The 25,386-nt window shown below is 65.6% G+C and carries 19 protein-coding genes and 1 pseudogene; 8 read left to right on the forward strand and 12 right to left on the reverse strand.

Annotated features, from left to right (window positions below; genetic code table 11):
• Window positions 1-28: 28 nt before the first annotated feature.
• Complete coding sequence (locus tag IAE34_RS22875; protein ID WP_200141237.1) at window positions 29-310, reverse strand: SelT/SelW/SelH family protein; 282 nt, start codon at window positions 308-310, stop codon at window positions 29-31.
• A 68-nt stretch (window positions 311-378) separates the two neighbouring features.
• Between IAE34_RS22875 and IAE34_RS22880 the strand changes: the two genes are divergently transcribed.
• Window positions 379-2,559: a patatin-like phospholipase family protein gene (locus tag IAE34_RS22880; protein WP_200141238.1), complete on the forward strand. Its 2,181-nt coding sequence runs from the start codon at window positions 379-381 to the stop codon at window positions 2,557-2,559.
• Window positions 2,560-2,578: 19 nt separating this feature from the next.
• Here the strand turns inward: IAE34_RS22880 and IAE34_RS22885 are convergent, their stop codons facing one another.
• Both IAE34_RS22885 and recQ read right to left on the reverse strand, forming a co-directional pair.
• Window positions 2,579-3,016 (reverse strand): MarR family transcriptional regulator, encoded by a 438-nt coding sequence (locus IAE34_RS22885; RefSeq protein WP_200141239.1) that lies wholly within the window; start codon window positions 3,014-3,016, stop codon window positions 2,579-2,581.
• A 116-nt stretch (window positions 3,017-3,132) separates the two neighbouring features.
• Window positions 3,133-5,277 carry a DNA helicase RecQ gene (recQ, locus tag IAE34_RS22890; protein WP_200141240.1) on the reverse strand — a complete coding sequence of 715 codons (2,145 nt, stop codon included), beginning with the start codon at window positions 5,275-5,277 and terminating at the stop codon, window positions 3,133-3,135.
• 243 nt (window positions 5,278-5,520) lie between these two features.
• Here recQ and IAE34_RS22895 point away from each other — a divergent pair, with 243 nt between their 5' ends.
• Both IAE34_RS22895 and IAE34_RS22900 read left to right on the forward strand, forming a co-directional pair.
• Window positions 5,521-6,108 (forward strand): YecA/YgfB family protein, encoded by a 588-nt coding sequence (locus IAE34_RS22895; protein ID WP_200141241.1) that lies wholly within the window; start codon window positions 5,521-5,523, stop codon window positions 6,106-6,108.
• 9 nt (window positions 6,109-6,117) lie between these two features.
• On the forward strand, window positions 6,118-6,480 hold the full coding sequence (locus tag IAE34_RS22900; RefSeq protein ID WP_200141253.1) for a YbaN family protein: 363 nt from the start codon (window positions 6,118-6,120) through the stop codon (window positions 6,478-6,480).
• A gap of 3 nt (window positions 6,481-6,483) precedes the next feature.
• Here IAE34_RS22900 and IAE34_RS24420 read toward each other — a convergent pair whose 3' ends face one another.
• A complete protein-coding gene (locus IAE34_RS24420) occupies window positions 6,484-12,354 on the reverse strand; it encodes a retention module-containing protein (protein WP_267908878.1) in 5,871 nt (1,956 codons plus the stop codon).
• A 469-nt stretch (window positions 12,355-12,823) separates the two neighbouring features.
• On the opposite strand from IAE34_RS24420, the gene IAE34_RS22910 reads away from it, so the two are divergent.
• Complete coding sequence (locus IAE34_RS22910) at window positions 12,824-14,197, forward strand: TolC family outer membrane protein (RefSeq protein ID WP_200141242.1); 1,374 nt, start codon at window positions 12,824-12,826, stop codon at window positions 14,195-14,197.
• A 42-nt stretch (window positions 14,198-14,239) separates the two neighbouring features.
• On the opposite strand, the gene IAE34_RS22915 is transcribed toward IAE34_RS22910, so the two are convergent.
• The 4 genes and pseudogenes from IAE34_RS22915 to IAE34_RS22925 all read right to left on the reverse strand — a co-directional run bounded on the left by IAE34_RS22915 (window position 14,240) and on the right by IAE34_RS22925 (window position 17,503).
• Window positions 14,240-14,839: a tRNA-uridine aminocarboxypropyltransferase gene (locus IAE34_RS22915; protein WP_200141243.1), complete on the reverse strand. Its 600-nt coding sequence runs from the start codon at window positions 14,837-14,839 to the stop codon at window positions 14,240-14,242.
• A 76-nt stretch (window positions 14,840-14,915) separates the two neighbouring features.
• Window positions 14,916-15,980 carry a methyl-accepting chemotaxis protein gene (locus tag IAE34_RS22920; RefSeq protein WP_442793244.1) on the reverse strand — a complete coding sequence of 355 codons (1,065 nt, stop codon included), beginning with the start codon at window positions 15,978-15,980 and terminating at the stop codon, window positions 14,916-14,918.
• A gap of 186 nt (window positions 15,981-16,166) precedes the next feature.
• Window positions 16,167-16,481 (reverse strand): annotated as a pseudogene (locus IAE34_RS24825) (PAS domain-containing protein); the annotation flags it as partial.
• A 128-nt stretch (window positions 16,482-16,609) separates the two neighbouring features.
• Window positions 16,610-17,503: a LysR family transcriptional regulator gene (locus tag IAE34_RS22925; RefSeq protein ID WP_200141245.1), complete on the reverse strand. Its 894-nt coding sequence runs from the start codon at window positions 17,501-17,503 to the stop codon at window positions 16,610-16,612.
• 221 nt (window positions 17,504-17,724) lie between these two features.
• On the opposite strand from IAE34_RS22925, the gene speB reads away from it, so the two are divergent.
• Window positions 17,725-18,675: an agmatinase gene (gene speB / locus IAE34_RS22930; RefSeq protein WP_200141246.1), complete on the forward strand. Its 951-nt coding sequence runs from the start codon at window positions 17,725-17,727 to the stop codon at window positions 18,673-18,675.
• Between the two features lie 126 nt (window positions 18,676-18,801).
• Entirely contained in the window at window positions 18,802-20,181 is a 1,380-nt protein-coding gene (locus tag IAE34_RS22935) for a sodium:solute symporter (protein ID WP_200141247.1), read from the forward strand.
• Window positions 20,182-20,256: 75 nt separating this feature from the next.
• On the opposite strand, the gene IAE34_RS24595 is transcribed toward IAE34_RS22935, so the two are convergent.
• Window positions 20,257-20,385, reverse strand: a complete 129-nt coding sequence (locus IAE34_RS24595; protein WP_325101010.1) for a PA1414 family protein — start codon at window positions 20,383-20,385, stop codon at window positions 20,257-20,259.
• Between the two features lie 192 nt (window positions 20,386-20,577).
• Window positions 20,578-20,988, reverse strand: coding sequence for a transcriptional regulator (locus IAE34_RS22940; RefSeq protein ID WP_200141248.1), 411 nt, complete (start codon window positions 20,986-20,988; stop codon window positions 20,578-20,580).
• A 206-nt stretch (window positions 20,989-21,194) separates the two neighbouring features.
• On the opposite strand from IAE34_RS22940, the gene IAE34_RS22945 reads away from it, so the two are divergent.
• Window positions 21,195-21,755, forward strand: coding sequence for an RNA 2'-phosphotransferase (locus IAE34_RS22945; protein ID WP_200141249.1), 561 nt, complete (start codon window positions 21,195-21,197; stop codon window positions 21,753-21,755).
• Between the two features lie 90 nt (window positions 21,756-21,845).
• On the opposite strand, the gene IAE34_RS22950 is transcribed toward IAE34_RS22945, so the two are convergent.
• Window positions 21,846-22,496: a DUF2625 family protein gene (locus tag IAE34_RS22950; protein WP_200141250.1), complete on the reverse strand. Its 651-nt coding sequence runs from the start codon at window positions 22,494-22,496 to the stop codon at window positions 21,846-21,848.
• Between the two features lie 172 nt (window positions 22,497-22,668).
• On the reverse strand, window positions 22,669-23,991 hold the full coding sequence (locus IAE34_RS22955) for a DEAD/DEAH box helicase (RefSeq protein WP_200141251.1): 1,323 nt from the start codon (window positions 23,989-23,991) through the stop codon (window positions 22,669-22,671).
• A gap of 141 nt (window positions 23,992-24,132) precedes the next feature.
• On the opposite strand from IAE34_RS22955, the gene IAE34_RS22960 reads away from it, so the two are divergent.
• On the forward strand, window positions 24,133-25,386 hold a 1,254-nt coding region (locus tag IAE34_RS22960; protein WP_200141252.1), incomplete at its 3' end, for a mechanosensitive ion channel family protein.

A 25,386-nucleotide genomic window follows, 5' to 3' on the forward strand; every position in this document is an offset into this window, starting at 1 on the left:
GTGGCAGTGGTGTGACAGTCGTGCGCGCTCAGCGGTCGTTGTGGCCCAGGTTGCGCTGCGGGTCGATGCAGTCGCGCACGCGCTGCTTGAGCACCTTGGCTTCGGGGAAGCCGCCATCGGCCTTGCGTTCCCAGATCTGCACGCCGTCGCAGGTGATGAGGAACACGCCCCCGGTACCCGGCTGCAAGGCGACCTGGCGCACGTCGTCGCAGAACGTGCTGAGCAGTTCCTGGGCCAGCCAGGCGGCGCGCAGCAGCCATTGGCACTGTGTGCAATACGTGATGACGATTTCAGGCTTGGCATTGGCCATGGTCGAGCGCTCCGGCGAGGATGAGGCGCTTATACTAGCGGTCTTTGACCCTGGTTTTGAGAGTCACGATGCGCCCTTTGCTACTCTGCCTGCTGCTGCTCACGTCCTGTTCCCTCCTGGCTGCCGAAGACCCCAGGCCCAAGGTCGGCCTGGTGTTGTCTGGCGGCGCCGCGCGTGGCCTGGCGCACATCGGCGTGCTCAAGGCGCTCGAGGAACAGGGCATTCGCATCGACGCCATCGCCGGCACCAGCATGGGCGCGGTGGTGGGAGGGCTGTATGCCTCGGGCTACAGCGTCGAGGAACTCGAGCACCTGGCGCTCACGCTGGACTGGCAGCAGGCGCTGTCCGATGCCCCACCACGCCGGGACGTGCCGTTCAGGCGCAAGCAGGATGACCGGGATTTTCTGGTCAAGCAGAAGCTCAGCTTTCGCGACGACGGCAGTCTCGGCCTGCCGCTGGGGGTGATCCAGGGGCAGAACCTGTCGTTGCTGCTGGAAAGTAAACTGGCCCACACCGCCGACACCCGCGACTTCGACAAACTGCCGATTCCGTTTCGCGCGGTCGCCACCGACATCGCCAACGGCGAGAAGGTGGTGTTCCGCCGCGGTCATCTGCCCCAGGTGGTACGCGCCAGCATGTCGATCCCCGCCGTGTTCGCCCCGGTCGAGCTGGACGGCCGGCTGCTGGTGGACGGTGGCATGGTCGACAACATCCCGCTGGACGTGGTGCGGGGCATGGGCGTGGACCTGGCCATCGTGGTGGATATCGGCACCCCGCTGCGCTCGCGAAAACAGTTGGCCACGGTGGTCGACGTGCTCAACCAGTCCATCACCCTGATGACCCGGCGCAACTCCGAAGAGCAGCTGGCGAGCCTGCGCCGCGAGGACATCCTGGTGCAACCATCGCTGACCGCTTTCGGTGTCACCGACTTCGGCCGCGCCGAGGAAATGATCGACGCCGGCTACCGCGCCACCCGCGCCCTGGACAGCCGCCTGGCCGCCCTGCGCCGCGAAGGCGACAGTCAACTGGCCGTGGCCCGCTCACCCCGCCAGCGCACGCCGGTGATCACGGCGATCAAGGTCGAGAACGACTCCAAGGTCAGTGACGACGTGATTCGCTATTACATCCGCCAGCCGCTGGGCGAGCCGTTGGCACTGGACCGCCTGCAGACCGACATGGGCACGCTGTACGGCCTGGACTACTTCGATCGTGTGCAGTACCGCGTGGTGCACAAGGGCGAAGACAACACCCTGGTGATCAGCGCCCGGGGTCGAACCGGCGGCACCGACTACCTGCGCCTGGGCCTGAACCTGTCGGACGACATGCGTGGTGACAGCGCCTTCAACCTCGGCGCCAGCTACCGGATCAACGGCATCAACCGGCTGGGCGCCGAGTGGCTCACGCGCGCCCAGATCGGCGACCAGCAGGAGTTGTACAGCGAGTTCTACCAGCCTCTGGACGTGGGTTCGCGGTATTTCGTCGCGCCCTACCTGTCGTTGGGCGCGCAGAACATCGAAGCTACGCTCGACAGCGATCCGGTGGCCCAGTACCGTCTGGAGCGCTATGGCTTCGGGCTCAACCTCGGTCGGCAGGTTGGCACCTACGGCGAAGTACGCCTGGGCGTGGGCAAGGCCTGGGGCGAGGCCGAGGTGCGCATCGGCGACCAGCACCTGCCCACGCTCAGCTTCAACGAAGGGTTCTATGAGCTGAAGTACTCCTTCGATACCTTCGACAACGTGTATTTCCCCCACAGTGGCGAAGACATCGGCCTGAGCGTGCGCCAGTACGATCGCTCGCTGGACTCCGACAGCGACTTCCGACAATGGCAGTTCCACGTGGACAAGGCCCTGAGCCATGGCCCCAACACCTGGGTGGTGGGAGGCCGCTATGGCCGCACCCTGGACGACACCGAGGTGGTGACCTCCAGCTTCGTGCTGGGCGGCGCTCGGCAGTTGTCGGGCTTTCGCCAGGATTCGCTGTCGGGGCAGAACATCAGCCTGATGCGAATGGTGTATTACCGTCGGCTGACGCCCAGAGCCTATGTGCCACTGGACCTGCCGCTGTACCTGGGCGGCTCGCTGGAGCGCGGCCGTGCCTGGAACAACGACAACGAGTTCGACAGTGGCTACATCAATGCCGCCAGTATCTTCCTGGGGCTGGAGACGCCCCTGGGGCCGCTGAGCCTGAGTTACGGCATCAATACCGAGGACCAGAAGGCGGTGTACCTGAACCTGGGCAACACCTTCTGAAGGCGAGGTCGAGGCGCCATCAGGGCTTCTCGAGGTTGTCCAGAATCCTGGCATGCACGCGCATGCACACTTCGAGGTCCGATTCATCGACGCCCGTGAACAGCTCGATGCGCAGGGCATTGGCGATGGTTTCGATCTGCTCGATCAGCGGCTTGGCCGGCGCACACAGGTGAATCTTCTTGGCTCGCCGATCCTCCATCACTGCCTGACGACGCACCAGCCCCTGGCTTTCCAGGCTGTCGAGCAGGCGCGCCAGGGTCGGCCCTTCGACGCCGACGCTCTGCGCCAGCTCGCGCTGGGTGGGAGCCTCTTCGAACCGCGCCAGGTGCAGCAGCACCAGCCAGCGCGCCTGGGACAGGTTGAGCCCGGCCAGGCGGCGGTCCAGCTCCGCACGCCAGCCTCGGGACATCTGGGCCAGTTGCATGCCGAAGCGGTGTTGATTGTCGGTGAGGGGCATAGATGACTCGGTGACTGAAGACTAATTATTAGCCAGCTAACCATGCTCCACAGGATCAGGCAAGGCCAGGCGTGTGGGAAAGGGCCGATAATCGGCGAATCATGACGCCCGTCAGTTCACAGTTCGAACTCGGCCGCCAGCGCCGCGCGAATGCAGTAGAGCACCCCTTCGGGGACACGCTGGCCGAACTGCGGCAGCAGCGCCGATACCGGAGGCAGTTCGCCCTCGCCGTCCAGGAAGGCGTCCTGCACTTCCATCATGAGATCCTCGGGCAGATCCAGGGCTTGCTCCAGGCTCAGTTCCTGACGACCGATGGCCTCGGCCAGCAGGCTGTAGACATTCTTTTCACTGCAGTTGAGCTGACCGCCGATCTGGGCCGGAGTCATGCCTGCGCGAGCCAGGCTAACCAGCTCATGGCGCAGGTCGAGCACCACCTTCGGCGCCTGCTCGGTGCCGCCTGCGCCGTTGAGCACTTCGAGGAACGCCTGGCCATAGCGCTCCAGCTTGCGCGCACCCACCCCACTCACCTGGGCCATGTCGGCCAGGCTGGTGGGCTGGCTGCGCAGCATCTCCAGCAGGGTGGAATCGGGGAAGATCACATAGGGCGGCACGCTGTGCTCTTCGGCGAGCTTGCGGCGCAGTGTACGCAGCGCCTCCCACAGCTCGCGCTCCTCGGCGCGCACCAGTTGACTGGCCGGGCTGCCGCCGCCGCTGGAAGACTTGGCGACGGTCTGCGGCTTGAGGTCGCGGCGCAACTGCAGGTTGACTTCGCCGCGCAGCAACGGCCGGCAGCTGTCGGACAAGCGCAGCCCGCCATAGCCTTCCAGGTCGATGTCCACCAGCCCGCGCGCCACCAGCTGGCGGAACAGCGAGCGCCACTCGTGCTCGCCCAGGGACTTGCCGACGCCAAACACCGACAGTTTCTCGTGGCCGAAGCTGCGCACCTTTTCGTTGTCCTTGCCCAGCAGCACATCGACCAGATGCCCGACGCCATAGCGCTGGCCCGTGCGGAACACCGCCGACAGTGCCTGACGGGCAGGCTCGGTGGCATCCCAGGTCTGCACCTTGTCGACGCAATTGTCGCAGTGCCCGCAAGGCTGCTCCAGCACCTCGTCGAAGTAGGCCAGCAGCGCCTGGCGGCGGCAGCGGGTTTCCTCGCACAGCGCCAGCATGGCGTCGAGCTTGTGTTGCTCGACGCGCTTGTGGCGCTCGTCGCCCTCGGAGTTCTGCAGCATCTGCTTGAGCATCACCATGTCCTGAAGGCCATAGGCCATCCAGGCATCCGAGGGCAGGCCGTCACGGCCGGCGCGGCCGGTTTCCTGGTAGTAGGCCTCCAGGGACTTGGGCAGGTCCAGGTGAGCGACGAAACGCACGTTGGGCTTGTCGATGCCCATGCCGAAGGCGATGGTCGCGACCATGATCAGCCCTTCCTCGTTGAGGAAACGGTGCTGGTTGGCCGAGCGCGTCTCGGCTGGCAGGCCGGCATGGTACGGCAGCGCCGGGAAGCCCTGTTCACACAGATAAGCCGCGGTTTCATCGACCTTCTTGCGCGACAGGCAGTAGACGATGCCGGCGTTGCCGCGTCGCTCGGCGAGGAAGGCCATCAGCTGCTTGCGCGGCGACTCCTTGGGCACGATGCGATAGAAGATGTTGGGCCGGTCGAAGCTCGAGAGGAACCGTTCGGCACCTTGCAGGTGCAGGCGCTGGACGATCTCCTCGCGGGTGCGCATGTCGGCGGTGGCGGTGAGGGCGATGCGCGGCACGTGGGGGAACAGCTCGGCGAGCTGGCCCAGTTGCAGGTACTCGGGACGGAAGTCGTGGCCCCACTGCGACACGCAGTGGGCTTCGTCGATGGCGAACAGGGCGATGTCCAGGCCACGAAGGAAGTCCAGCATGCGCGGCTGCACCAGCCGCTCGGGCGCTAGGTAGAGCATCTTGATCTCACCGCGGCGCAGGCGCGCGGCCAGGTCACGCTGCTGCTCGGCGCTGAGGGTGGAGTTGAGCGCCGCCGCCGCGACGCCGAGCTCGTCCAGGGTGGCGACCTGGTCGTCCATCAGCGCGATCAACGGCGACACCACCACGGTGAGCCCGGGACGCAGCAGGCCCGGCACCTGGAAGCACAGCGACTTGCCGCCGCCGGTGGGCATCAGCACCAGCGCATCGCCCCCGTTGGCCACGCATTCGATGATCGCCGCCTGGCGACCACGGAAACTGTCGTAGCCGAAGATGTCCTTGAGGACGCGCTGAGCCTGTTCGAGCATGTGCCACTCCACGATCGTCGTACCATCCCGCAGACAGGCTGGACGATAAATCCGCTTCGCACACATCGAATGCGTAAGCGTTCTTTACCGGACGACGCGAAGACGCCGACCCGGCTCGAAAACCGCGAAGTATACCCCACTGCCCTGCCCGGCGGCAGGCCAGGTGACAGACGTTCCCTTTGCCCCGCTGCGGCTGCAAGGTGCTAGAATTCAGCATCGTCTATTCCCCAAGGTAGCCCCGTAATGTCCTTCGCCGAGCAACTGACCCGCCTGCAAGCCTTCCTCGACGCCGACGAGCTGCACGAAGAAGCGCTGGACTACGTCGCCGCACACGGCTACCTGACCGCGCTGTCGATCTGCTCGGAGGACGTTCCGGAGCGCGAATGGATCGACGCGCTGTTCGCCGAAACCCCGCACTACGCCAGCGAGGCCCAGCATGTGGAAATCGAGGCCACGCTGGTGGCGCTGAAGGGGCACATCGCCCGTCAGCTGGCCAGCGACGAGGAATTCGACCTGCCCTGCGACCTGGACCTCACCGACGAGCCGGACGATTCCGACCTGCGCGGCTGGTGCATCGGTTTCATGGAGGGCGTGTTCCTGCGCGAGGAAGCCTGGTTCGAGAACGCCGAGGAAGAGGTCAGCGAAATGCTGCTGCCGATCATGGTCGGCTCGGGACTGTTCGACGAGCAGCCGGAATTCGCCGACATCGCCAGCAACGCCAACCTGCAGGACGACATGATCGTGCAGATCCCGGAAGCCTTGAGCGCGCTGTTCCTGCTGCTTCACGCCCCAGAAGAGAAACCAGCGCTGCTCAAGCCACGCCATCACTGATCCGCGGTGCTGCGCTATGCGCTGCTGGGCCTCGGCTGGCTCAGCGTCGCACTGGGGGTGATCGGCATCTTTCTGCCAGTGCTGCCCACCACGCCTTTCCTGCTCCTGGCAGCTGCCTGCTTCGCGCGCAGCTCGCCCCGCTTCCATGCCTGGCTGATCGACCACCCCCGGCTCGGCCCGTGGATCCGCGACTACCTCGGCGGCCAGGGCATTCCACTCAAGGGCAAGGTGTACGCCATCGCCCTGATGTGGACCAGCATCGCACTGTCCTGCTACCTGGTCCCGCTGTTCTGGGCCAGGGTCTTCATGCTGACCAGCGCCGTGCTGGTGACCGGCTACCTGCTCAAACAGAAGACCCTCAAACGCACCTGAAACTCAGACGCTGTCGACCTTCAGCGAGTGGTCGTCGAGCAGGCCGTTGATGATCAACGAGGTGTCGTAGCCCGCCGCGATCAAGCCACCCGCGCCGGGAGTCACGCCATAGTGCTGCGCCAGGTCGACACCGGCCAGATCGATGACCTGGGTGGGCGCCGCGCCCGCCATGCTGCTGACCTCCAGCGTGGAGACCACGCTCGCACCGCTGCCGCTGACCCTGAAGTGCAGGTAGTCGTCCAGGGACGCCGCCGTGGCGTTCTCGCCTTGCAGCAACTGCGAGAGATCCAGGCGATCGCTGCCGGGCGTGAAGTCGGTGACCCGGTCGTGGCCCGTGTCGCCCTGCTGCCACACGAAGGTGTCGTGGCCGCTGCCGCCGGTGAGGGTGTCATTGCCAGGTCCGCCGATGAGGACATCGTCGCCACCGCCGCCGACCAGCAGGTCATTGCCTTTTCCACCTTCCAGACGGTTGCCGGCGTCGTTGCCGAACAGTCGGTCGTCGAAGTCCGAACCGATCAGGTTCTCGATCCCGACCAGCGTATCGACTCCCGCGCCGCCAGTGTCCTGGGGGCCATCATGACCGAGATCGACCGTGACCCCGGCGGTGGCCGTGGCATAGCTGGCGGTATCGTTGCCCGGGCCGCCGTCGAGCAGATCGTTGCCGGGACCGCCGATCAACAGGTCGTCACCCTCCCCCCCGTACAGCCGGTCATCGCCCGCTCCGCCCACCAGCACATCCTGGCCGGCGCCCGCGATCAGCGTGTCGTCGCCCTGCCCGGCCAACAGCACATCGCCCCCAGCGGAACCCAGCAAGGTATTGCCTGCCTGGTAGGTGATGTCCACGGCGCCTGTCGCGGTGCCACCGTGGTTGTCGCTGAGGGTGTAGGTGTCGTGCCGCAGTTCGTTTTCGGCGTGGCTGTAGTCGATCACCAGGCTGAGGGTGTAGTGCTCGGCCACACCTGGCGTGCCCTGGGCGTTCGGGCTGTTGACCACGTGCAGGCTGTACAGGCCGTCATGGCTGGCGGTGAAACGGTCGCCGTCGGCCAACGGCTGGTAGTTGCCGGTGGTGTCCTTCCACTCCAGCGCCAGGTTGCCGACGGGCCGGTCGTGGGCCAGGCTCAGGCTCTCGCCCTTGCGCAGGCTGACCGTCAGGATGTCCTGGTCATTGCCGTGGGCAGGGCTGATCGCGCCCAGGTAACCGGCGACCACCAACGCTGCCGTGAGCGTGCCGGAGACCTGGGCGAAATCACTGCGGGCGAGCGCCTTGAACTGGTTCTCCAGGCGATTGGCCGCGCCGTCGAAGCGCAGGGTCTGCACCTGCCCGGCGCTGGAGAAATCCGCGCCCTTGTCGGCGAAGCCGGTAGCGAAGGTGAGCGGCGAGGCGCTCAGGCGGTCGTGATCGGCATCGCGGTCGTTGGCCAGCAGCGCCTGCATGGGCACTGCCAGGCTGGGGCCGGCGATGTTGGTGATGAGGTGATCGGCGCCGGCGACCGGCGCGCTGTTGCTGTTGATCTTCACCACCAGCCCGGCGCTGCTGGTGTCGCCGTCGTTGTCGCTGACGGTGAAGCCGAAGCGTTCGAGGTGGCTGCGGCCATCGTCCTTGGGCGGCGTGTAGATGAAGTCGCCGGTCTGCATGTCGACCAACAGCGCGCCGCCAAGCGCGGTCTTGATGGTCAAGGTGTGGCTTGGCGCGTCGAAGCTGGCGTTGTCCTGGCCGCCTGTGACGGTGTAGCCACCCTGCCCGCCGCTGGCCTTGGGATCGAAGGTGTAGGTGGCACCCTCGACCAGCAGTGCCTTGACGAAGCCGCCGTCCGCGCCGAAGTGACCGCCGCTGAGCAGGCTGCCGGTGATGGGTGCGCCCTGGACGGTGCCGCTGAGCAAAGCCGCCAGCTGGCTCAGGTCGGTGACCACCACCGAGCCGCTGTCGACATGGCTGCTGCCGTCGTAGGCCAGCGGATCCAGGTTCGCCTGGTTGACGCCCGTGCCCAGCCCAATGGCGTAGGACTTGATCCCGTTTTCACCCAGGAAGCGCTCCCAGGCGCTTTCCCGCACCGGCGTCAGCGCATGGCCGTTGGTGGGTACGCCGTCGGAGAAGAAGTAGCTGATATTCTGCGCGCCTTCGATCCTGCCGCTGCTGGCGAACGCCTCCTGCGCCTTGGTCGCAGCGGCGTCGTAGTAGGTGGAGCCATCGGCCGTCAGCCCGGCGACCAGGCTCTTGGCCTCGGCGATCGACACCCAGACTGGTGTCTTGACCCAGGCACCGGTGGCGAAAGTGACCAACTGCACCTTGATGTCGCCCATTTCGTCGTAGCGCTGGAGCAAGGCGTCGATCGCCTGCTTGGCCAGGTCCAGACGGCTCAGGCTGCCGACGCCCGAGGCGAAGTTCATGCTGCCCGACACATCGATCACCAGCAGGATGTTCGAGTCGAGCTGGCCCGGCGTGATGGTGCGTTCGGCGCACACCACCTTGGGCACGTCATCGACGATGGAGACGGTCAGCGTGCTGGTCACGCTGTTGCCCAATGCGTCGGTGGCCTTGTAGGTGAACCGCTCGGTGACGCGGTTGGCGCCATCGTCGGCCCCGCCCGGGGTCTTGGGTGCAGAGGTCAGGGTATAGGTGTAGGTGCCGTCGGCGTTGACCTGGATCTGCCCGAACTGGCCAATGGGATTGCCCACCAGGCTGTAGGTCAGGGCGCCGACCCCGCCTGCCACCGAGCCCGACAGGTTACCCAGGGCGGTTTCGCCGCTGGAAGTCGGGTCGCTGCCAATGACGGTGCCGGGCGCCAGGTCGTGGCCGTCCTTGGTCAGATCCAAGGCCTTTTCGTACACGGTGACGCCGTTGGTGTCACAGGCCACCAGGCGGCTGTCCTGCACGTCGATGGTGATGGTGGTACTGCTTTCGTCGCCATCGGCATCGCGCAAGGTATAGACGAACACGTCGGTAGCGCCGGCCCTGGAGACGCTGTCGGGATTGGCGTGATAGGTGGCGTTGCCCTGGGCATCGAGGGTCAGGTAGCCATACTGGCCCATCACCTGCATCCCCAACTGGCCGATGGCCGAGGTGGAGGTGTCCGAGCCGGCACGCACGCCGATCACGTAATGGCCGTCGGCACGCACATCGGCGCCGATGATGTCGTTGTCGAGCACGTTGCCGCTGACCACCCCACCCTCCACGACGCTGACCCGGTCGCAGTGGGCCTTGGGCACATCGTCGACGATGGTGACGAGCAGCGTGCCGGTGGTCGAATTGCCGAGAGAATCCTTCACCACATAGGTGAACGATTCTGTCAGACGATTCGCGCCGTCGTTGAGGTTGTCCGGCGATTTCGGCGCTGAGGTCAGGGTATAGATGTAGGAACCGTCGGCGTTGAGCTGAACTTGGCCGTACTGGCCGAAGGGGCTGCCCACCAGGGTGAAACTCACGGCGCCGATGCCGCCGCTCACCAGGCCCGCCAGTGAGCCGGAGGCGGTTTCACCGGTGGAGTTCGGATCGCTGCCGGTGACGGTGCCTGGCGCCAGGTCGTTGCCATCCTGGAACAGGTCCAGTGCTTTTTCGTACACCGTGACACCCATGCAGGGCGCGATCACCAGCGAGCGATCATGAATGTCGAGGGTGATGGTGGTGGTACTTTCGTCGCCATCGGCGTCGCGCACGGTGTAGACGAACACGTCGGTGGCCCCCGGCGGCGCGACGCTGTCAGGCCGGGCGTGGTAGCTGGCATTGCCCTGGGCGTCGAGGATCAGGTAGCCATACTGGCCCTCGACCCGCACGCCCAGTTGCCCGAGCGCCGAGGTGGACAGGTCGGAACCTGCGCGCACGCCGACCACGTACTGGCCGTCGGCACGCACGTCGGCGCCGATCACGTCGTTGACCAGCACGTTACCGCTGACCGTGCCGCCTTCGTAGACATTGGCAAAATCGCTACCGGCCTGGGGCACGTCGTCGACGAGGGTGACGTCCAGGTGGGCAGTGGCTCGGCTGCCGTCGGTGTCCTGGGCGACCACGTCGAAGCGCTCGACCAGGCTGTTGCTGCCCTGAGCAGCCGCGTGGCTGCCGCTGCCGAGTAAGGTGTAGCTGTAGGTCACTACGCCACTGGCCGGATCATAGCCGGTGACGCTCAGGGTGCTGCCCAAGGCGGTGGTGATGGACTGCGGGAAGCTCGCCGCCACGCCCGCGCCGACCACGGTGATGCCGCCGACGACCAGGCTCTGCAAGCCGTCGGGGGCCTCGACGGTGAAGCTGCCGCGCTGGGTCAGGGCCGCAGGGTCCGGGGCCGTACCAGCGGCCAGGTGCTTTTCGTACAGGGTCAGCGCTCCACCGACCACGTCGAGGCCACCGAGGGTCACGGGATCGTCGAGGTTCATCACGTTCAGGGTCAGGGTCGCGTCGCTGGTATCGCCATCTGCGTCACGCAGGGTATAGGTGAAGGTTTCGATGCCCTGTCCGCCGCCGTGCAGGTTCTTGAACGCCGTGGCTTCGGGGGCGAGGGTGTAGGTGTAGGAACCGTCGGCGGCCAGCAGCAAGGTGCCGTAGGTGCCGACGAAGGTGCCAGCCACTATCGGGCCCGTCGTCACGCGGTCGGCACCTTGGATATCGTTGTCCAGCACATTGCCGCTGAGCTGGGTGAATCGCTCGGTGGCCTGAAGCGGATTGCCGTCGTCGATGGCCGTGGGCACGTCGTCGCGGATGATCACGTCCAGCGAGCCATTGGCCACATCGCCATCCGTATCGCGGGCCAGCACGGCGAAACGTTCACCCAGCACATTGGCGCCCGCGCCCTGCGGATGGGTGTCGGCGGCGGTGAGGAGGTAGCTGTAGCTGACCACTCCGGTGGCAGCTTCGTAACCGGTGATGGTGAGCACGTTGCCCAGGCCCGTGATGATCGACTGGCCCACGCCACTGACCACACCGGCGCTGACCACGACGATCCCGCCTACGCTGAGGTCGAACAGGCCGTCGGGGGCGGATACGGTGAAGGTGCCGGCCTGGGTCAGGGCCTGTGCGTCGGGCGCCGAGCCGAGTGGCAGGTGGGCCTCGTCGAGTGTCAACTCGGCCGGACTCAGGTCCAGGCCGACCAGGGTGACTGGATGATTAGGAGGGGTGACCGGGGGTTCCACCGGTGGATTCACTGGCGGCTCGACTGGGGGCTCCACGGGAGGATTCACCGGAGGCTCGACTGGAGGCTCCACAGGTGGATTCACCGGAGGCTCGACTGGAGGCGCCACAGGTGGATTCACGGGTGGCTGGACCGGCGGCTCCACGGGAGGATTCACCGGCGGCTGGACCGGCGGCTCCACTGGAGGATTCACCGGCGGTTCGATGGGCGGCGTCACTGGCGGGACAATGGGTGCTGCAGCCCGACCCCCATCGAGTCCACCAAGCTCGCGCTCGGCCAGCTCAGGAAAGCCGTTGAAACCTGCCGTGGGAAAGCCGACCGTAGGTGCCACGCTGCTGGCCACCTCAGTCAGCATGACGAAGCTGTGCCCCCCCCCCAGCGCCCCTGGAGCGCCAGTGGGCTGAGTGCCGGCCGCGGGGGCTTCGCCCGACTGGGTCGGGTCCTCACCCGCGGCGATGGCGCGCTGCAGGCGCTGGACATCGTCGAGCTGAGCGCGGCTCGGGGCACTCTCGTCCGCCCGAATATGCGGCGGCTGCGAGGAAAGAAGCTCGGCGCCCAGCTCCAGGCTACTGCCCCGACCCAAAGTCAGTTCGCTGCCATTGGCCAGCCGCACCGCCACTGCGCCGGCAAGCCCCGTATCCAACTGCTCGCCCACGAAGACCCGATCGCCCTCGACCAGCAGGCGTCGACCGCCATCGCTGCCGATTGCGAACACCTGACCGATGACCTTGCTGACCACTCCGATTGAGCCTGCCATGAGCAGATGCCTCCCTTGCTGTTCGTGCCGTGCATGCGGCTCCGGATTCCGGGCTGTCAATCGGGGGCAATCACTTCACCAGTCAGACCTGTGAGCACTCCAGCGCTCTCCAGGCCACTGCTGCGGGAATAATACTAATTAGCCATCAATTTATCGCCAATTATTTGGCGATTACTTCCGCCTGAATTTCGCTATCCGGGACGCGTACCTGCCAACACCTATGGAACTTTCAGTTAAGCCCGGAAATCAGGTACTTCAGCCTAATCACCAAGCATCTGTAGAGAACAATGTCCTGGTTTCGTTAGACCGCATAAGTTTTTTTTCGCATATCATTTATGAAGAAATCTTCTTAGCTTTGCCTCGAAATGTTCTTAGCTGTGTTGTTACAAACGTGAAACGGTTTTAACATGCATTTTTCGTCATTTTTTTGGCGAGTGCAGCATCTCATTCGATCAGGGAGAAGTACCCGATGCGCGTTCCAACCCCCATCACTGCCGCCATCTTGCTGGCCATGGTCTGTGCCAACGCGCAGGCGATGTCGATCACCGAGGCCGTCCAGAGTGCCGTGGACTACCACCCCCAGGTGAGCTCCAACCGCAACAGCAAGCTGTCGGCCGATGAGGATGTGAAATTCGCGCGGGGTGGTTACTTCCCCACCGTCGACCTGGTGGCCGGCTACGGCCGTCAGCGCTCGGACAACCAGAACACCCGGGGCCTGAATGCCGACGGCACGCGCAACCACGACAAGGCCACACTGAACTACACGCAGTCCGAATTGCGCCTGCGGCAAATGATCTTCGATGGCTTCAACACCGCCAACGAAGTCGGCCGTACCCAGTCGGTGGCCACCTCGCGTGCCTACTACACCCAAGCCATCGCCCAGGACGTGGCGTTGCGTGCCATCGAGGTATATCTGGAGGTGCTCAAGCGTCGCGAACTGGTGACCCTGGCGCGCAACAACCTGCAGGCCCACCTGCGGGTCAACGACCAGATCGGCCTGCGCAGCGAGCGCGGCGTGGGCAGCACCGCCGACCTCGACCAGTCCCGCGCCCGTCGTGCCCTGGCCGAGAACAACCTGGATACCGCCGAAGTGGACCTGGCCGATGCCGAAGCCAACTTCTACAGCGTGATCGGTCGCCAGCCCGACGAGCTGGAAGCGCCGAGCAGCATCAAGGTGCAGGTGCCCGCCACCCTAGATGAAGCCCGCCAGGGCATGCGCGAGAACAACCCCTACCTGAAGTCTGCCCAGGCCGACGTCAACGCTGCCGAGAAGCAGTACGAAGTGGCCAAGTCCCCCTTCTACCCGCGTCTGGATGCGGTGCTGGCCACCGGCGCCAACAACAACCAGGGCGGTGAGCGCGGCCATAGCAACAACGACTGGCAGGCCGGCGTCGAGCTGAGCTACAACCTGTTCCGGGGTGGCAGCGACAAGGCGCGCCTTGAGTCCGACTCCTACAAGATCAATCAGGCCATGGACATCCGCAACAATGCCCTGCGCGAGCTGACGGAAAACCTCAGCCTGGCCTGGAACGCGATGAACAACGCGCGCAAGCAGACTCCGAGCGCCCGTGAGTATGCCGAGACCACCACCCGCGTACGCGCGGCCTATCAGGATCAGTTCGGCCTCGGCCAGCGTACCCTGCTCGACGTGCTGGACAGCGAAAACGAGCTGTACAACGCCAACCGCCGCTACACCGAGGTGCGCTATACCGAGGAATACTCGATGTACCGCGTGCTGGCGACCATGGGTGAGCTGCTGAGCAAGCAACGCATCACCCTGCCGCCGGAAGCCATCGCCACCAACGAAGTGCGCAACGAGGCGCAGTTGCCGGAAATGCGCTGAAGCGGGTGCTGCGGCCAGGCGCAATGCCCTGGCCAGCGGCGCTCAACCTGGGCCGTGATTGCGCTGGAAAGTCTCGCTGCCCATGGCCTGGATCTGCCCCTCGATCAGCGCCTCGAACGGCTGGAGCAAGGCATCGAAGCACGCAGGCGCCTCCAGCGCGTTCAATGCCTGCACCACGGCCTCGATGGTCGACAGCGCGCCGGCTGCGGGCGCCTTGCGCAAGCGATAGCGCGAAGGACCGACCTCGCCCAGGGTCACCCTGGGCAGCGCCTGTAGCAGCGGGTTGAGGTGCAGCAGCTTGCGCGCCTTGCGCCAGGTGCCGTCGGGCACCACCAGCAACAAGGGTGGCGCCTTGCGGTGGCCATAGTCAGTCACCACCTGCGCCTGCTCGCCCGGGAACAGCAGCACCGGCCGATACCCTGGCGTGGCCAGCCATTGCGCGAGCGACTCGAACACCTCCCCCACTTTCAGCTCGGCATTGCACAACCCCAGTGCCGCCAGGCGCGCCGTGTTCAGCGCATGGCCGGTTTCGCTGGGGTGCTGCAGCAGCAGTACCCGGGTGCGGCTGGGCAAGGTGGGAATCAACGGGCAAAGGCACTGGGCGAGCGGGCGCTGGCAGCGCTCGCAGCGAGGTCTGGACATGGGTTCTCCTTGGGCTGCGCAGTGTGCCACAGCCCTTGGGCCAGGTCTCGGCAAGCCCGCTCGCGCGTGCAACGGCTCAGCGGCTGAATCGCTCGGCCAGGCTGTGCAGGTACTGCGCCATGCGCTCCAGCTCCTGGCTGATCTCGGCGCCCTGCCTGGCCTGCCCCGCGCTCTCGTCGCACAGCTGGGCGATACGCACGATCTGCTGGCTGATGTCCTCGGCCACGTGACTCTGCTGCTCGGAGGCGGTCGCCATCTGCTGGCTCATGCCGGTGATGCGACTCACCGACTGGACGATGCCGGTGAGCGCCGCCTGCACCGCTTCGACGCTGTGCATGCTGTCACGGGAGATCTGCTCGCCACGCCCGGCGCTAGCCACCGCCCGCTCGGCACCGGCACGCAGGGAGTCGATGATCTGGTGGATTTCTTCGGTGGAGGTGCGGGTACGCTGGGCCAGCGAGCGCACCTCATCGGCCACCACCGCGAAGCCTCGCCCCTGCTCGCCGGCCCGCGCCGCCTCGATCGCGGCATTGAGCGCCAGCAGGTTGGTCTGCTCGGCGATGGACGTGATCACGTCGACCACGCTGCCGATGCTCTGGGTCTGCTCGGCCAGGGCATTGACCGCCTGGTTGATGTCGCCCACCGCCTCGCTCATGCTGCCCATGGTCTGCAGGCTCTGGCGCGCCAGGTCGCTGCCCTGCTGGGCCAGTCGGTCGGCATCGCTGGCGGCGTGGGCAGTATTCTGCACGTTCTGCGTCACCTCCTGGATGGTCGCCGCCATCTGCGCGATGGCCGTGGCCGACTGGTCGGTCTCGCTGCGCTGGCGATCGAGCATGCGCGCCTGGGCGTCGGACAGTTCGGCCGATTGCGAAGCCCGCGACTTGACCCCCTCGCCGGCGTCCACCAGGCGGGTCAGGGCCGTCTGCAAGCGGGCTTCCTCGCTGACGATGGCCAGGTCCAGCTGGCCACGCAAGCCGGGTTTGTCGCTGTAGGTCAGCGCCACCAGCGGGCTGGTGAAGGCCTTGGGATGCTCGGCCAGGGTACGGCGAATCGCGCGGTTCTGGCGCTGCTCGATGACACCGCCTGCCGCCAGCAGACTAAGCGCCAGTACGCCGAGCGCGGCACTGATGGGCAACCACACGAAGGCGGCTGCGGCGATCAGTCCTGCACCCAGCAGCGGCAGGCCGGTGCCCAGCCACTGGGTCAATCGCGCTGCCCTGGGTACGGCGGCGCGCCCCGCGTTGAGCCGCGCGTAGAGCGCCTGGGCGCGCTGGATCTGCTCGCGACTGGGCACCGAGCGCACCGATTCGTAACCGCTGAGGCGACCGTTCTCATAGACCCCGGTGACATAGGCGCTGACCCAGTAGTGGTCGCCGTTCTTGGCGCGGTTCTTCACCACGCCCATCCAGGGCCTGCCCTGCTTGATGGTTTCCCACATGTGACCGAACACAGCGGGCGGCATGTCGGGATGGCGCACCAGGTTGTGGGGCTGACCGACCAGTTCGTCGTAGGTGAACCCGCTGATGGCGACGAACGCATCGTTGCAGTAAGTGATGCGGCTGTTCAGGTCGGTGGTGGAGATCAGCCGCTGCTCACTGGGGAAAGTTCTTTCTTGCTCGGTCACGGGCAAATTGGTGCGCATGCGGGCGGTCCTTGCAGGTTTTCGAATTATGTAGATGAAACAAAACGTTTACAGGTGTAGCAGAACGGCTGAACGGCGGATCACTCCAGTCGACGAACAGCGCTGGGCGACCGGCCACGGGCATGCCTTCAGCCAACGTTCAGCTGCGACTTGAGCAGGTCGCGGAAGGTCTGGATCAGCGGCTCGCGGCTGCGCCCACGGCGGATGATCAGCGAGAACGGCGCCTGGTAGCCGAAGGTCGAAGGCGACAGCACGCGCAGGTCGCCCTGGTCGGCCCAGGCCTGGGCATAGTGCTCGGGCAGGTAGCCGATGTAGGCGCCGGAGAGGATCAGGATCAGCTGCGCCTCCATGCTTTCCACGGTCGCGGCGCTGTGCTTGAAGCCATGCCGGGCCAGCTCGGCCTGGCTCCAGTAGCCGCGCCCGACCATGCGCTGCTGGGTGATGACCTGGGCCGGAATGCGCCGCTCGGCGAACAGCGGATGGCGGCTGCTGCAATACAGCCAGTGCTGCTCGCGGTACAGCGGCTGATACAGCAGGCCACTCATGCGCGACGAGAAGGCGCCGATGGCCAGGTCGAGGCGGTTGTCCTGCACGCCCAGTTGCAGTTCGTAGGGGCTGGAGACCGACAGGTGCAGGTGCACGGCCGGGTGCTCCTGGCTGTAGGCGCCGATCGCCTCGGCCAGCGGCAGCGCCCGATCACCCACAGTGGAATCGATCACTCCGAGGTTGAGGGTGCCGCGCAGCTCGCCCTTCAGGGCGGCGGCGTACTGCTCGAAGCCATCGAGTTCGCCCAGCAGGCGCAAGGTTTCCTGGTGGAACAGCTCACCCTTGCTGGTCAGGCTGAACCCCCCTCGGCCGCGGTGGCACAGCACCAGGCCCAGCGCGCTCTCCAACTGGCTCATGTAGGTGCTGATGGCCGAGGTGGACAGGTTGAGGTCGCGCTGGGCGTTGGCGAACCCCTGGTGACGCACCACGCTGGCGAAGATGCGCAGCAGTTTCAGGTCAGGCAGCGAGGAGGCCATCGAGCGCGAGTCCGGTAGGAAAAATCCGTAGGAGTCTACCTGTCTCGCGCCGATAGTTCATAAATTCCTGAAGTAAGTTTTTGTCGGTGGCGATTCTTCCGACGCACTCCCTCTCGCAGACTGCCCGAAATGTCCCTGCTCGCCGGCATGCCTGACTGGCCAGGCGCACCGCGACACAGGTTCGAACAACCATAACTATCGACCGACTGATGAGGCCCACCGTGGACAAGATCCTCCACCAACCACTGGGCGGCAACGAGATGCCGCGTTTCGGCGGCATCGCCACCATGCTGCGCCTTCCCCACCTGCAAAGCGCCGAAGGCCTGGACGCCGCGTTCATCGGCGTGCCCCTGGACATCGGCACCTCGCTGCGCTCCGGCACCCGCTTCGGCCCGCGGCAGATCCGCGCCGAGTCGGTGATGATCCGCCCGTACAACATGGCTACCGGCGCCGCCCCCTTCGACTCGCTGTCGGTAGCCGACCTGGGCGACGTCGCGATCAATACCTTCAACCTGCTCGATGCCGTGCGCATCATCGAAGAATCCTACGACGAGATTCTCGAACACGGCATCATCCCGTTGACCCTGGGTGGCGACCACACCATCACCCTGCCGATCCTGCGCGCACTGCACAAGAAGCATGGCAAGGTCGGCCTGGTGCATATCGACGCCCACGCCGACGTCAACGATCATATGTTCGGCGAGAAGATCGCCCACGGCACCACCTTCCGCCGCGCCGTGGAAGAGGGTCTGCTGGACTGCGAGCGCGTGGTGCAGATCGGCCTGCGCGCCCAGGGCTACACCGCCGACGATTTCAACTGGAGCCGTCGCCAGGGCTTTCGCGTGGTCCAGGCCGAAGAGTGCTGGCACCGCTCGCTGGCGCCGCTCATGGCCGAGGTCCGTGAGAAGGTCGGCGGCGGTCCGGTGTACCTGTCGTTCGACATCGACGGCATCGATCCGGCCTGGGCACCGGGCACCGGTACGCCGGAAATCGGCGGGCTGACCACCATCCAGGCGATGGAGATCATCCGAGGTTGCCAGGGCCTGGACCTGATCGGCTGCGACCTGGTGGAGGTCTCGCCACCCTACGACACCACCGGCAATACCTCCCTGCTGGGCGCCAACCTGCTCTACGAAATGCTCTGCGTGCTACCCGGCGTGGTTCGTCGCTGAGCCTGCAATGACCTGGCAGGAGCCTCGGTACAGGGCCAGGAGGGCCGCCAACACTCGATGAGCATTACTGGGCGCGGTCTGCGCGCCCGAATCGATCTCGCATAATAAAGATAATCGGAGACACCCATGGCCTTGGATATCCTCGTTGTACTGATCTATGCCGTCGGCATGCTGGCGCTGGGCTGGTACGGCATGCGCCGGGCGAAAACCCACGAAGACTACCTGGTGGCCGGGCGTAACCTTGGCCCCACTCTGTACATGGGCACCATGGCCACCACCGTGCTCGGCGGTGCCTCCACCGTCGGCACCGTACGCCTGGGCTATGTGCACGGGATTTCCGGCTTCTGGCTGTGCGCCGCGCTGGGCCTGGGCATCGTCGCCCTCAATCTGTTCCTGGCCAAGCCGCTGCTGCGCCTGCGCATCTTCACCGTGACCCAGGTGCTGGAACGCCGCTACAACCCCATGGCGCGCCAGGCCAGTGCGGTGATCATGCTGGTCTATGCGCTGATGATCGCGGTGGTCTCGACCCTGGCGATGGGCACCGTGCTGCAGGTGCTGCTGGACGTGCCGTACTGGATGGCGCTGCTGTTCGGCGGCGGCGTGGTGGTGATCTACTCGACCATCGGCGGCATGTGGTCGCTGACCCTGACCGACATCGTCCAGTTCGTGATCAAGACCGTGGGCCTGATGTTCATCCTGCTGCCGGTGTGCGTGTACAAGGCCGGCGGCTGGGACAGCCTGGTGGCGCAGCTGCCGGCCGCCAGCTTCAAGCTCACCACCATCGGTTGGGACACCATCCTCACCTACTTCCTGATCTACTTCTTCGGCATCCTGATCGGCCAGGACATCTGGCAACGCGTGTTCACCGCCCGTGACGCCAAGGTCTGCCAGCGCGCCGGCACCGCCGCCGGGGTGTACTGCGTGGTCTACGGCCTGGCCTGCGCGCTGATCGGCATGGCCGCCCATGTACTGCTGCCGGACCTGGCCAACCCGAACAACGCCTTCGCCGAGATGATCAAGACCACCCTGCCCGACGGCATTCGTGGCCTGCTGATGGCGGCCGCCCTGGCGGCGATGATGTCCACCGCCAGCGCCTGCCTGCTGGCAGCCTCCACCACCCTGACCGAGGACCTGTTGCCGCGCCTGCGTGGCGGCAAGCAGTCGAGCCTGGGCCTGAACCGGCTGTTCACCCTGCTCACCGGCCTGCTGATGCTGGGCATCGCCCTGGTGGTGGACGATGTGATCGCGGCCCTGACCCTGGCCTACAACCTGCTGGTGGGCGGCATGCTGATCCCGCTGATCGGCGCGATCTTCTGGAAGCGTGCGACCACCTCGGGGGCGCTCGCCAGCATGTCTCTGGGCTTCGCCACCGCCCTGCTGTTCATGTTCAGGGATGGACTGGAGGCCAACTCGCCGATCTATTACAGCCTGGCAGTGGGGCTGGTGAGTTTCATCGTGGTGAGCCTGATGTCGCGGCGCACGCTCGTAGCGACCAGGCTGGCCTGAGACGGCGCGTACAGGATGGCAGAAACGCGAAGGCCGTCGTCCTTGGAGAAGGACGACGGCCTTTTTCCTTTGCGCTCAGCGCCGGCGGGGTTGGCGCCTGCGCGCGTTTTCGTCACTGGGGATCGGCACCGGTTGCAGCGGTGGCGGGATCAGCCCCAGGGCGACGCCGAGGTCGTGGAGCCAGTTGGACATGGGTTTGTTCATCATCATTGCCCCCTTGACGGGTCAGCCTCACGGCGAATCGGTTCTGCGGTGCCTCACACAGATCATAGTCCGATGTTCTGAGTGACGCTTGCTTCTAGCGCTACACATAAGTCCGATTTTGCCGCAGATCAAGCCAGAGCGGCGCCATCCGACAGTCGGTTAACTGTTTCCCCTTGTTGCCAGAGCCGGGTCTCACACAGCGCCAGGGGTGATCTGCGGCTGGGCGGAGACCTTGTCGAAGGTGTCGGGGTCGAGCGCGTCAGGCTGTCGATCCAGGGTAAGACGCGGGCTGTCAGCCCCGGGGATGGCGGTATCGATCAGGCTGAGCAGACGCGAGCCGCGCTCGGTCAGCACGAAATTCTCACCGTTGCCGCCCTCTTCTTCCGGGCGAGGGGCGATGAAGCCACGTTCGAGCAGCAGCTTTTCGTAGTCGCAGGCGCGCGCCTTGAGGCTGTCCACGTCACCCACCGGTTCACCGGCCGTGGCCAGGGCGGCGGCATGCTGTTCGGCATAGGGGCGCGGAGTGAAATGCTCACCGGCGCCGTTCTGCACTTCGTGCAGCAAGCGTTCGATCAAGTCCCAGTCGTAGCTGCTCTTGCTCATGGCGATGGCCTCTTGAAGTGGACGAAGGGCTTTACAGAAGGTGGGACCGGAGCGCTCGGGCAGGCGTTCAACTTGACTGCCGGGTCGGCGAGGTGACAGGCCTGGCGGAACGTGGCGGAGCAAGCTGGCCGTCGCCTTGAGCGTGGCCGGTTCGCCTGTGACAATGCCTGGTACATCGAACAGACCTACCGGAAGGATACGAGACCTTGAACCCGTCAGAGCGCGTCGCACTCAGCAAATTCCTCAGCTATGTGCTGCGTCATGCGCCGCAGTCCATTGGCCTGACCCTGGACCGCGACGGCTGGGCCGAGGTGCAGGCCCTGCTGCGCAATGCCAACGACCACGGACGCCTCGTGGACCTGGAAATGCTGCGTGAAGTGGTCGAGAACGACGAGAAACGCCGCTTCACCTTGTCGGACGATGCCCGGCATATCCGCGCTGCACAAGGTCACAGCACCGATCAGGTGGCCGTCCAGCACGTCGAAAAGCTGCCACCGGCCCTGCTCTACCATGGCACCGCGAGCCGCTTCATGGCCTCCATCGAAGAGCGCGGCCTGCTGGCCGGCGCCCGCCACCACGTGCACCTGAGCGAAGACCCGCAGGTCGCCCTGACCGTGGGCCGACGTTATGGCGAGCCGGTGCTGCTGGAGATCGATACGCGCGCGCTGCAGGCCACCGGCGCGCGCTTCTACCAGGCGGACAACGGCGTGTGGCTGGTGGCTAGCGTGCCAGTGGGCTACTGGCGCCGCTCGCAACCAGGGAGATGACGACGATGCCCTGGGCGGCAAAAACGGCGATGCCCGCGCCTGCTCGACCTCGACCGCTCGACAGGATGATGCAGATCCGCCAGGCAGCGCCTAGCGAACGCTGCCCAGTTGCCCGGCCAGCTCCACTTTGACGGCGAACTGCTCCTGGACACTCACCACCTTGCGCGCACTGCCGTCGGGCGTCCCTTCATGGGTCCAGAGAAACGGGAAGAAGCTCACGCACTGATCCGCGCTCATGGTGCGCACGTCGGCTTGCCACGACGCCCAGCGCAGCCCGTCGTAGAACAACTGCGACTGCTCGCTCAGCGCCCAGCCCAGAAAATCCGAGTAGCCGATGTTTAGCGCTTCCCAGTCCAGGCTGTCGGGTGCCCAGTAATACAGGGCGCCAATATCGGCACCGAGCCCACCGCCATTGAGCGCGAAGAAGCCGCCTGCGGCGTCGTCCGCGACCAGCAGATAGCCGCAGTCGGGGTCGGCGTTCCAGTGCTTGAGGTCGCGCGTCAGGCGCGCGTCACCCGAGCCGAGGATGCGCAGCCAGCCGTGGTCGATGAGAATGCCACCGGTGTGATAAGCCACGGTGCCCAACAGCGAGCGGGTGGTGACGTGCAGATGCAGCAGCACCTCGGCGTTGCTGCTCGATGGCGGGAGCATTTCACAGGGCCGCTCAGCGTCTTTCAGCAGGGCCTGGAGATACGGCAGGCCAGGGTCCTGGGTGTCGATAAGGGTTTGAAGGTCAGACATGTGGGCTCGCAGAATCGGCAGCCAAGGCCAGGATGAGCCATGGACTGTGCAGGCGTCGTGGAGTTCGCCTCGCTAAGGGCACGCGGGCAGCGCGGCTTGCCCTGCCCAGCAGCGCAGCCCATGGGCACCCCTGTGGGCGCCCAGTGTCATCGCAGCGACCGGAGCGAGAAGATCATTCCGCTTTCGGTGCGCGCTTCTTGAGCGGTGCCAGGCCATCGGCGCTGGTCAGCGGCGCGTTCGGACGAGGTTTGGCGCTGGGCTTGCGCTTGGCCGCGGCTTTCTTGTCGCCGGTCTTCTTGTCGACCTTCTTCTTCTTGACCCCTGCCGCCTTGCCGGAGGCCTTGACCTTCTTCGGCCCGCTGTAGGTGCCCTTGACCTCCTTGATCACCCGGCGCTCGAACTGCTGCTTGAGGTAGCGCTCGATGCTGGACATCAGGTTCCAGTCGTTGTGGGTGATCAGCGAGATGGCCAGGCCTTCGCCACCGGCCCGCCCGGTACGGCCCACGCGGTGCACGTACTCGTCGCCGCTGCGCGGCATGTCGAAGTTGATCACCAGGTCCAGGCCGTCGATGTCCAGGCCGCGGGCGGCCACGTCGGTGGCCACCAGCACCTTGGAGCTGCCCTGCTTGAAGCGCTCGATGGCCAGCTTGCGATCCTTCTGGTCCTTCTCGCCGTGCAGCACGAAGGCCTTCACGTCCTTGGCCACCAGGTGGCCGTAGATGCGATCGGCCAGGGCGCGGGTGTTGGTGAAGATGATCGCCTTGTCGAAGGTCTCGTTGGCCAGCAGCCACTGCACGATCTGCTCTTTGTGCTGGTCGTGGTCGGCGGTGATGATCTGCTGGCGTGTGCCCTCGGCCAGTTGCGAGACGCTGTTGAGCATCAGGTGCTCGGGGTTCTTCAGCACCTTGCCGATGATGTCGCGCAGGGCGGCGCCGCCGGTGGTGGCGGAGAACAGCAGGGTCTGCTCGCGCTGCTCGCACTCCTTGCACAGGCGCTCCATGTCTTCGGCGAAGCCCATGTCGAGCATGCGGTCGGCTTCGTCGAGGATCAGCACCTGCACGTGGGACAGGTCGAGGTTACCCGCGTTGAGGTGTTCGAGCAGGCGGCCCGGGGTGCCGATCAGCACGTCCGGCACCTTGCGCAGCATCGCGGCCTGCTCCTTGAAGTCCTCGCCGCCGGTGATCAGGCCCGATTTGACGTAGGTGAACTGCGAGAACAGCTGCACTTGCTTCAAGGTCTGCTGCGCCAGCTCGCGGGTCGGCAGCAGGATCAGCGCGCGGATCTCCACCCGTGGGCCACTGAGGTCGACCAGACGATTGAGCAGCGGCAGCACGAACGCGGCGGTCTTGCCGCTGCCGGTCTGCGCCGTGACGCGCAGGTCGCGCCCTTGCAGGGCCATGGGAATGGCCGCCGCCTGCACCGGGGTCGGCTCGACAAATTTCAGCTCGGCCACGGCTTTGAGCAGGCGTTCGTGCAGGGCGAATTGGGAAAACACGGGTGTACCTCAGACAGATGCGGACAATTCGGCTGCATAGGTTAACGGTTTCCGCCGTCGACGCCGAATTTCTTTTGGCACCCGGCCCTGCTTCCGCGCTCTAATAGCCCTTCGTCAGGCCACTGCAGACCGTTTCACCCTATGGATATCCAACGACTCTGGGTCGACGCCCTGGACCTCTGGGGCACCCTCGACCGACACCCCCTGCTCCACGCCGCGCTCGGCCTGGGCGTGCTGCTGCTGACCTCGCTGCTGGTGGGCCGCGTGGCGCGCTTCCTGATGCTGCATGCCAGCCGCCTGCTGGCCCGTCAGCCGGCGCTGCGCTGGATCGAAGACCTGCGCCACAACAAGGTGCTGCAGCGCCTGGCCCAGACCACGCCGTCGCTGGTGGTGCAATTCGGCCTGCGCCTGGTGCCTGAGCTGTCCGACACGGCGCAGCACTTCCTCGGCAACCTGGCCCTGGCCTTCACCTTGTTGTTCCTGAGCATGGCGCTGTCGTGCTTGCTCGACGCCCTGCTGGACATCTACGCGCGCACCGAACACGCCCGCACCCGCTCGATCAAGGGCTACGTGCAACTGGCCAAGATGGTGCTGTGGGTGTTCAGCGCCATCGTCATCGTCGCCACCCTGATCGACCGCTCGCCCCTGCTGCTGCTCTCGGGCCTGGGTGCGATGTCGGCGGTGCTGCTGTTGGTGTACAAGGACACCCTGCTGTCGTTCGTCGCCAGCGTGCAGTTGACCAGCAACGACATGCTGCACGTCGGCGACTGGATCGAAATGCCCCAGGTGGGCGCCGATGGCGATGTGATCGACATCACCCTGCACACGGTGAAGGTGCAGAACTTCGACAAGACCATCGTCTCCATTCCCACCTGGCGCCTGATGAGCGAGTCGTTCCGCAACTACCGCGGTATGCAGCAATCCGGTGGCCGACGCATCAAGCGCAGCCTGTTCATCGACGCCACCGGCGTGCGCTTTCTCACCGATGAGGAAGAACAGCGCCTGAGCGGCGTGCGTCTGCTCGGCGACTACCTGGCCAGCAAGCGCAAGGAGCTGCGCGACTGGAACGAGGCCCAGGGCCTGGTCGAGGAACTGGCGGCCAACCGGCGCAAGCTCACCAACATCGGCACCTTCAGGGCCTTCGCCCTGGCCTACCTGAAGAACCACCCCGACGTGCACCCGAACATGACCTGCATGGTCCGCCAGATGCAGACCAGCGCCGAAGGCGTGCCGCTGGAGGTGTACTGCTTCACCCGCACCACAGTGTGGGCGGATTATGAGCGGATTCAGGGGGATATCTTCGACTACTTGCTGGCGGTGCTGCCGGAGTTCGGGTTGAGTTTGTATCAGCAGCCTAGTGGCAGTGATATGCGGCTGGGGTTGGCGGGGCGGGAG

Origin of the sequence: Pseudomonas sp. S30, from assembly GCF_016518545.1 — a bacterium.
Classification (GTDB): domain Bacteria; phylum Pseudomonadota; class Gammaproteobacteria; order Pseudomonadales; family Pseudomonadaceae; genus Aquipseudomonas.

Bases quoted from the DNA above. Each gene is read 5' to 3' on its own strand.
- IAE34_RS22875 (WP_200141237.1), bottom strand. From the start codon at position 310: ATGGCCAATGCCAAGCCTGAAATCGTCATCACGTATTGCACACAGTGC.
- IAE34_RS22880 (WP_200141238.1), top strand. From the start codon at position 379: ATGCGCCCTTTGCTACTCTGCCTGCTGCTGCTCACGTCCTGTTCCCTC.
- IAE34_RS22885 (WP_200141239.1), bottom strand. From the start codon at position 3,016: ATGCCCCTCACCGACAATCAACACCGCTTCGGCATGCAACTGGCCCAG.
- recQ (WP_200141240.1), bottom strand. From the start codon at position 5,277: ATGCTCGAACAGGCTCAGCGCGTCCTCAAGGACATCTTCGGCTACGAC.
- IAE34_RS22895 (WP_200141241.1), top strand. From the start codon at position 5,521: ATGTCCTTCGCCGAGCAACTGACCCGCCTGCAAGCCTTCCTCGACGCC.
- IAE34_RS24420 (WP_267908878.1), bottom strand. From the start codon at position 12,354: ATGGCAGGCTCAATCGGAGTGGTCAGCAAGGTCATCGGTCAGGTGTTC.
- IAE34_RS22910 (WP_200141242.1), top strand. From the start codon at position 12,824: ATGCGCGTTCCAACCCCCATCACTGCCGCCATCTTGCTGGCCATGGTC.
- IAE34_RS22915 (WP_200141243.1), bottom strand. From the start codon at position 14,839: ATGTCCAGACCTCGCTGCGAGCGCTGCCAGCGCCCGCTCGCCCAGTGC.
- IAE34_RS22925 (WP_200141245.1), bottom strand. From the start codon at position 17,503: ATGGCCTCCTCGCTGCCTGACCTGAAACTGCTGCGCATCTTCGCCAGC.
- IAE34_RS22935 (WP_200141247.1), top strand. From the start codon at position 18,802: ATGGCCTTGGATATCCTCGTTGTACTGATCTATGCCGTCGGCATGCTG.
- IAE34_RS24595 (WP_325101010.1), bottom strand. From the start codon at position 20,385: ATGAACAAACCCATGTCCAACTGGCTCCACGACCTCGGCGTCGCCCTG.
- IAE34_RS22940 (WP_200141248.1), bottom strand. From the start codon at position 20,988: ATGAGCAAGAGCAGCTACGACTGGGACTTGATCGAACGCTTGCTGCAC.
- IAE34_RS22950 (WP_200141250.1), bottom strand. From the start codon at position 22,496: ATGTCTGACCTTCAAACCCTTATCGACACCCAGGACCCTGGCCTGCCG.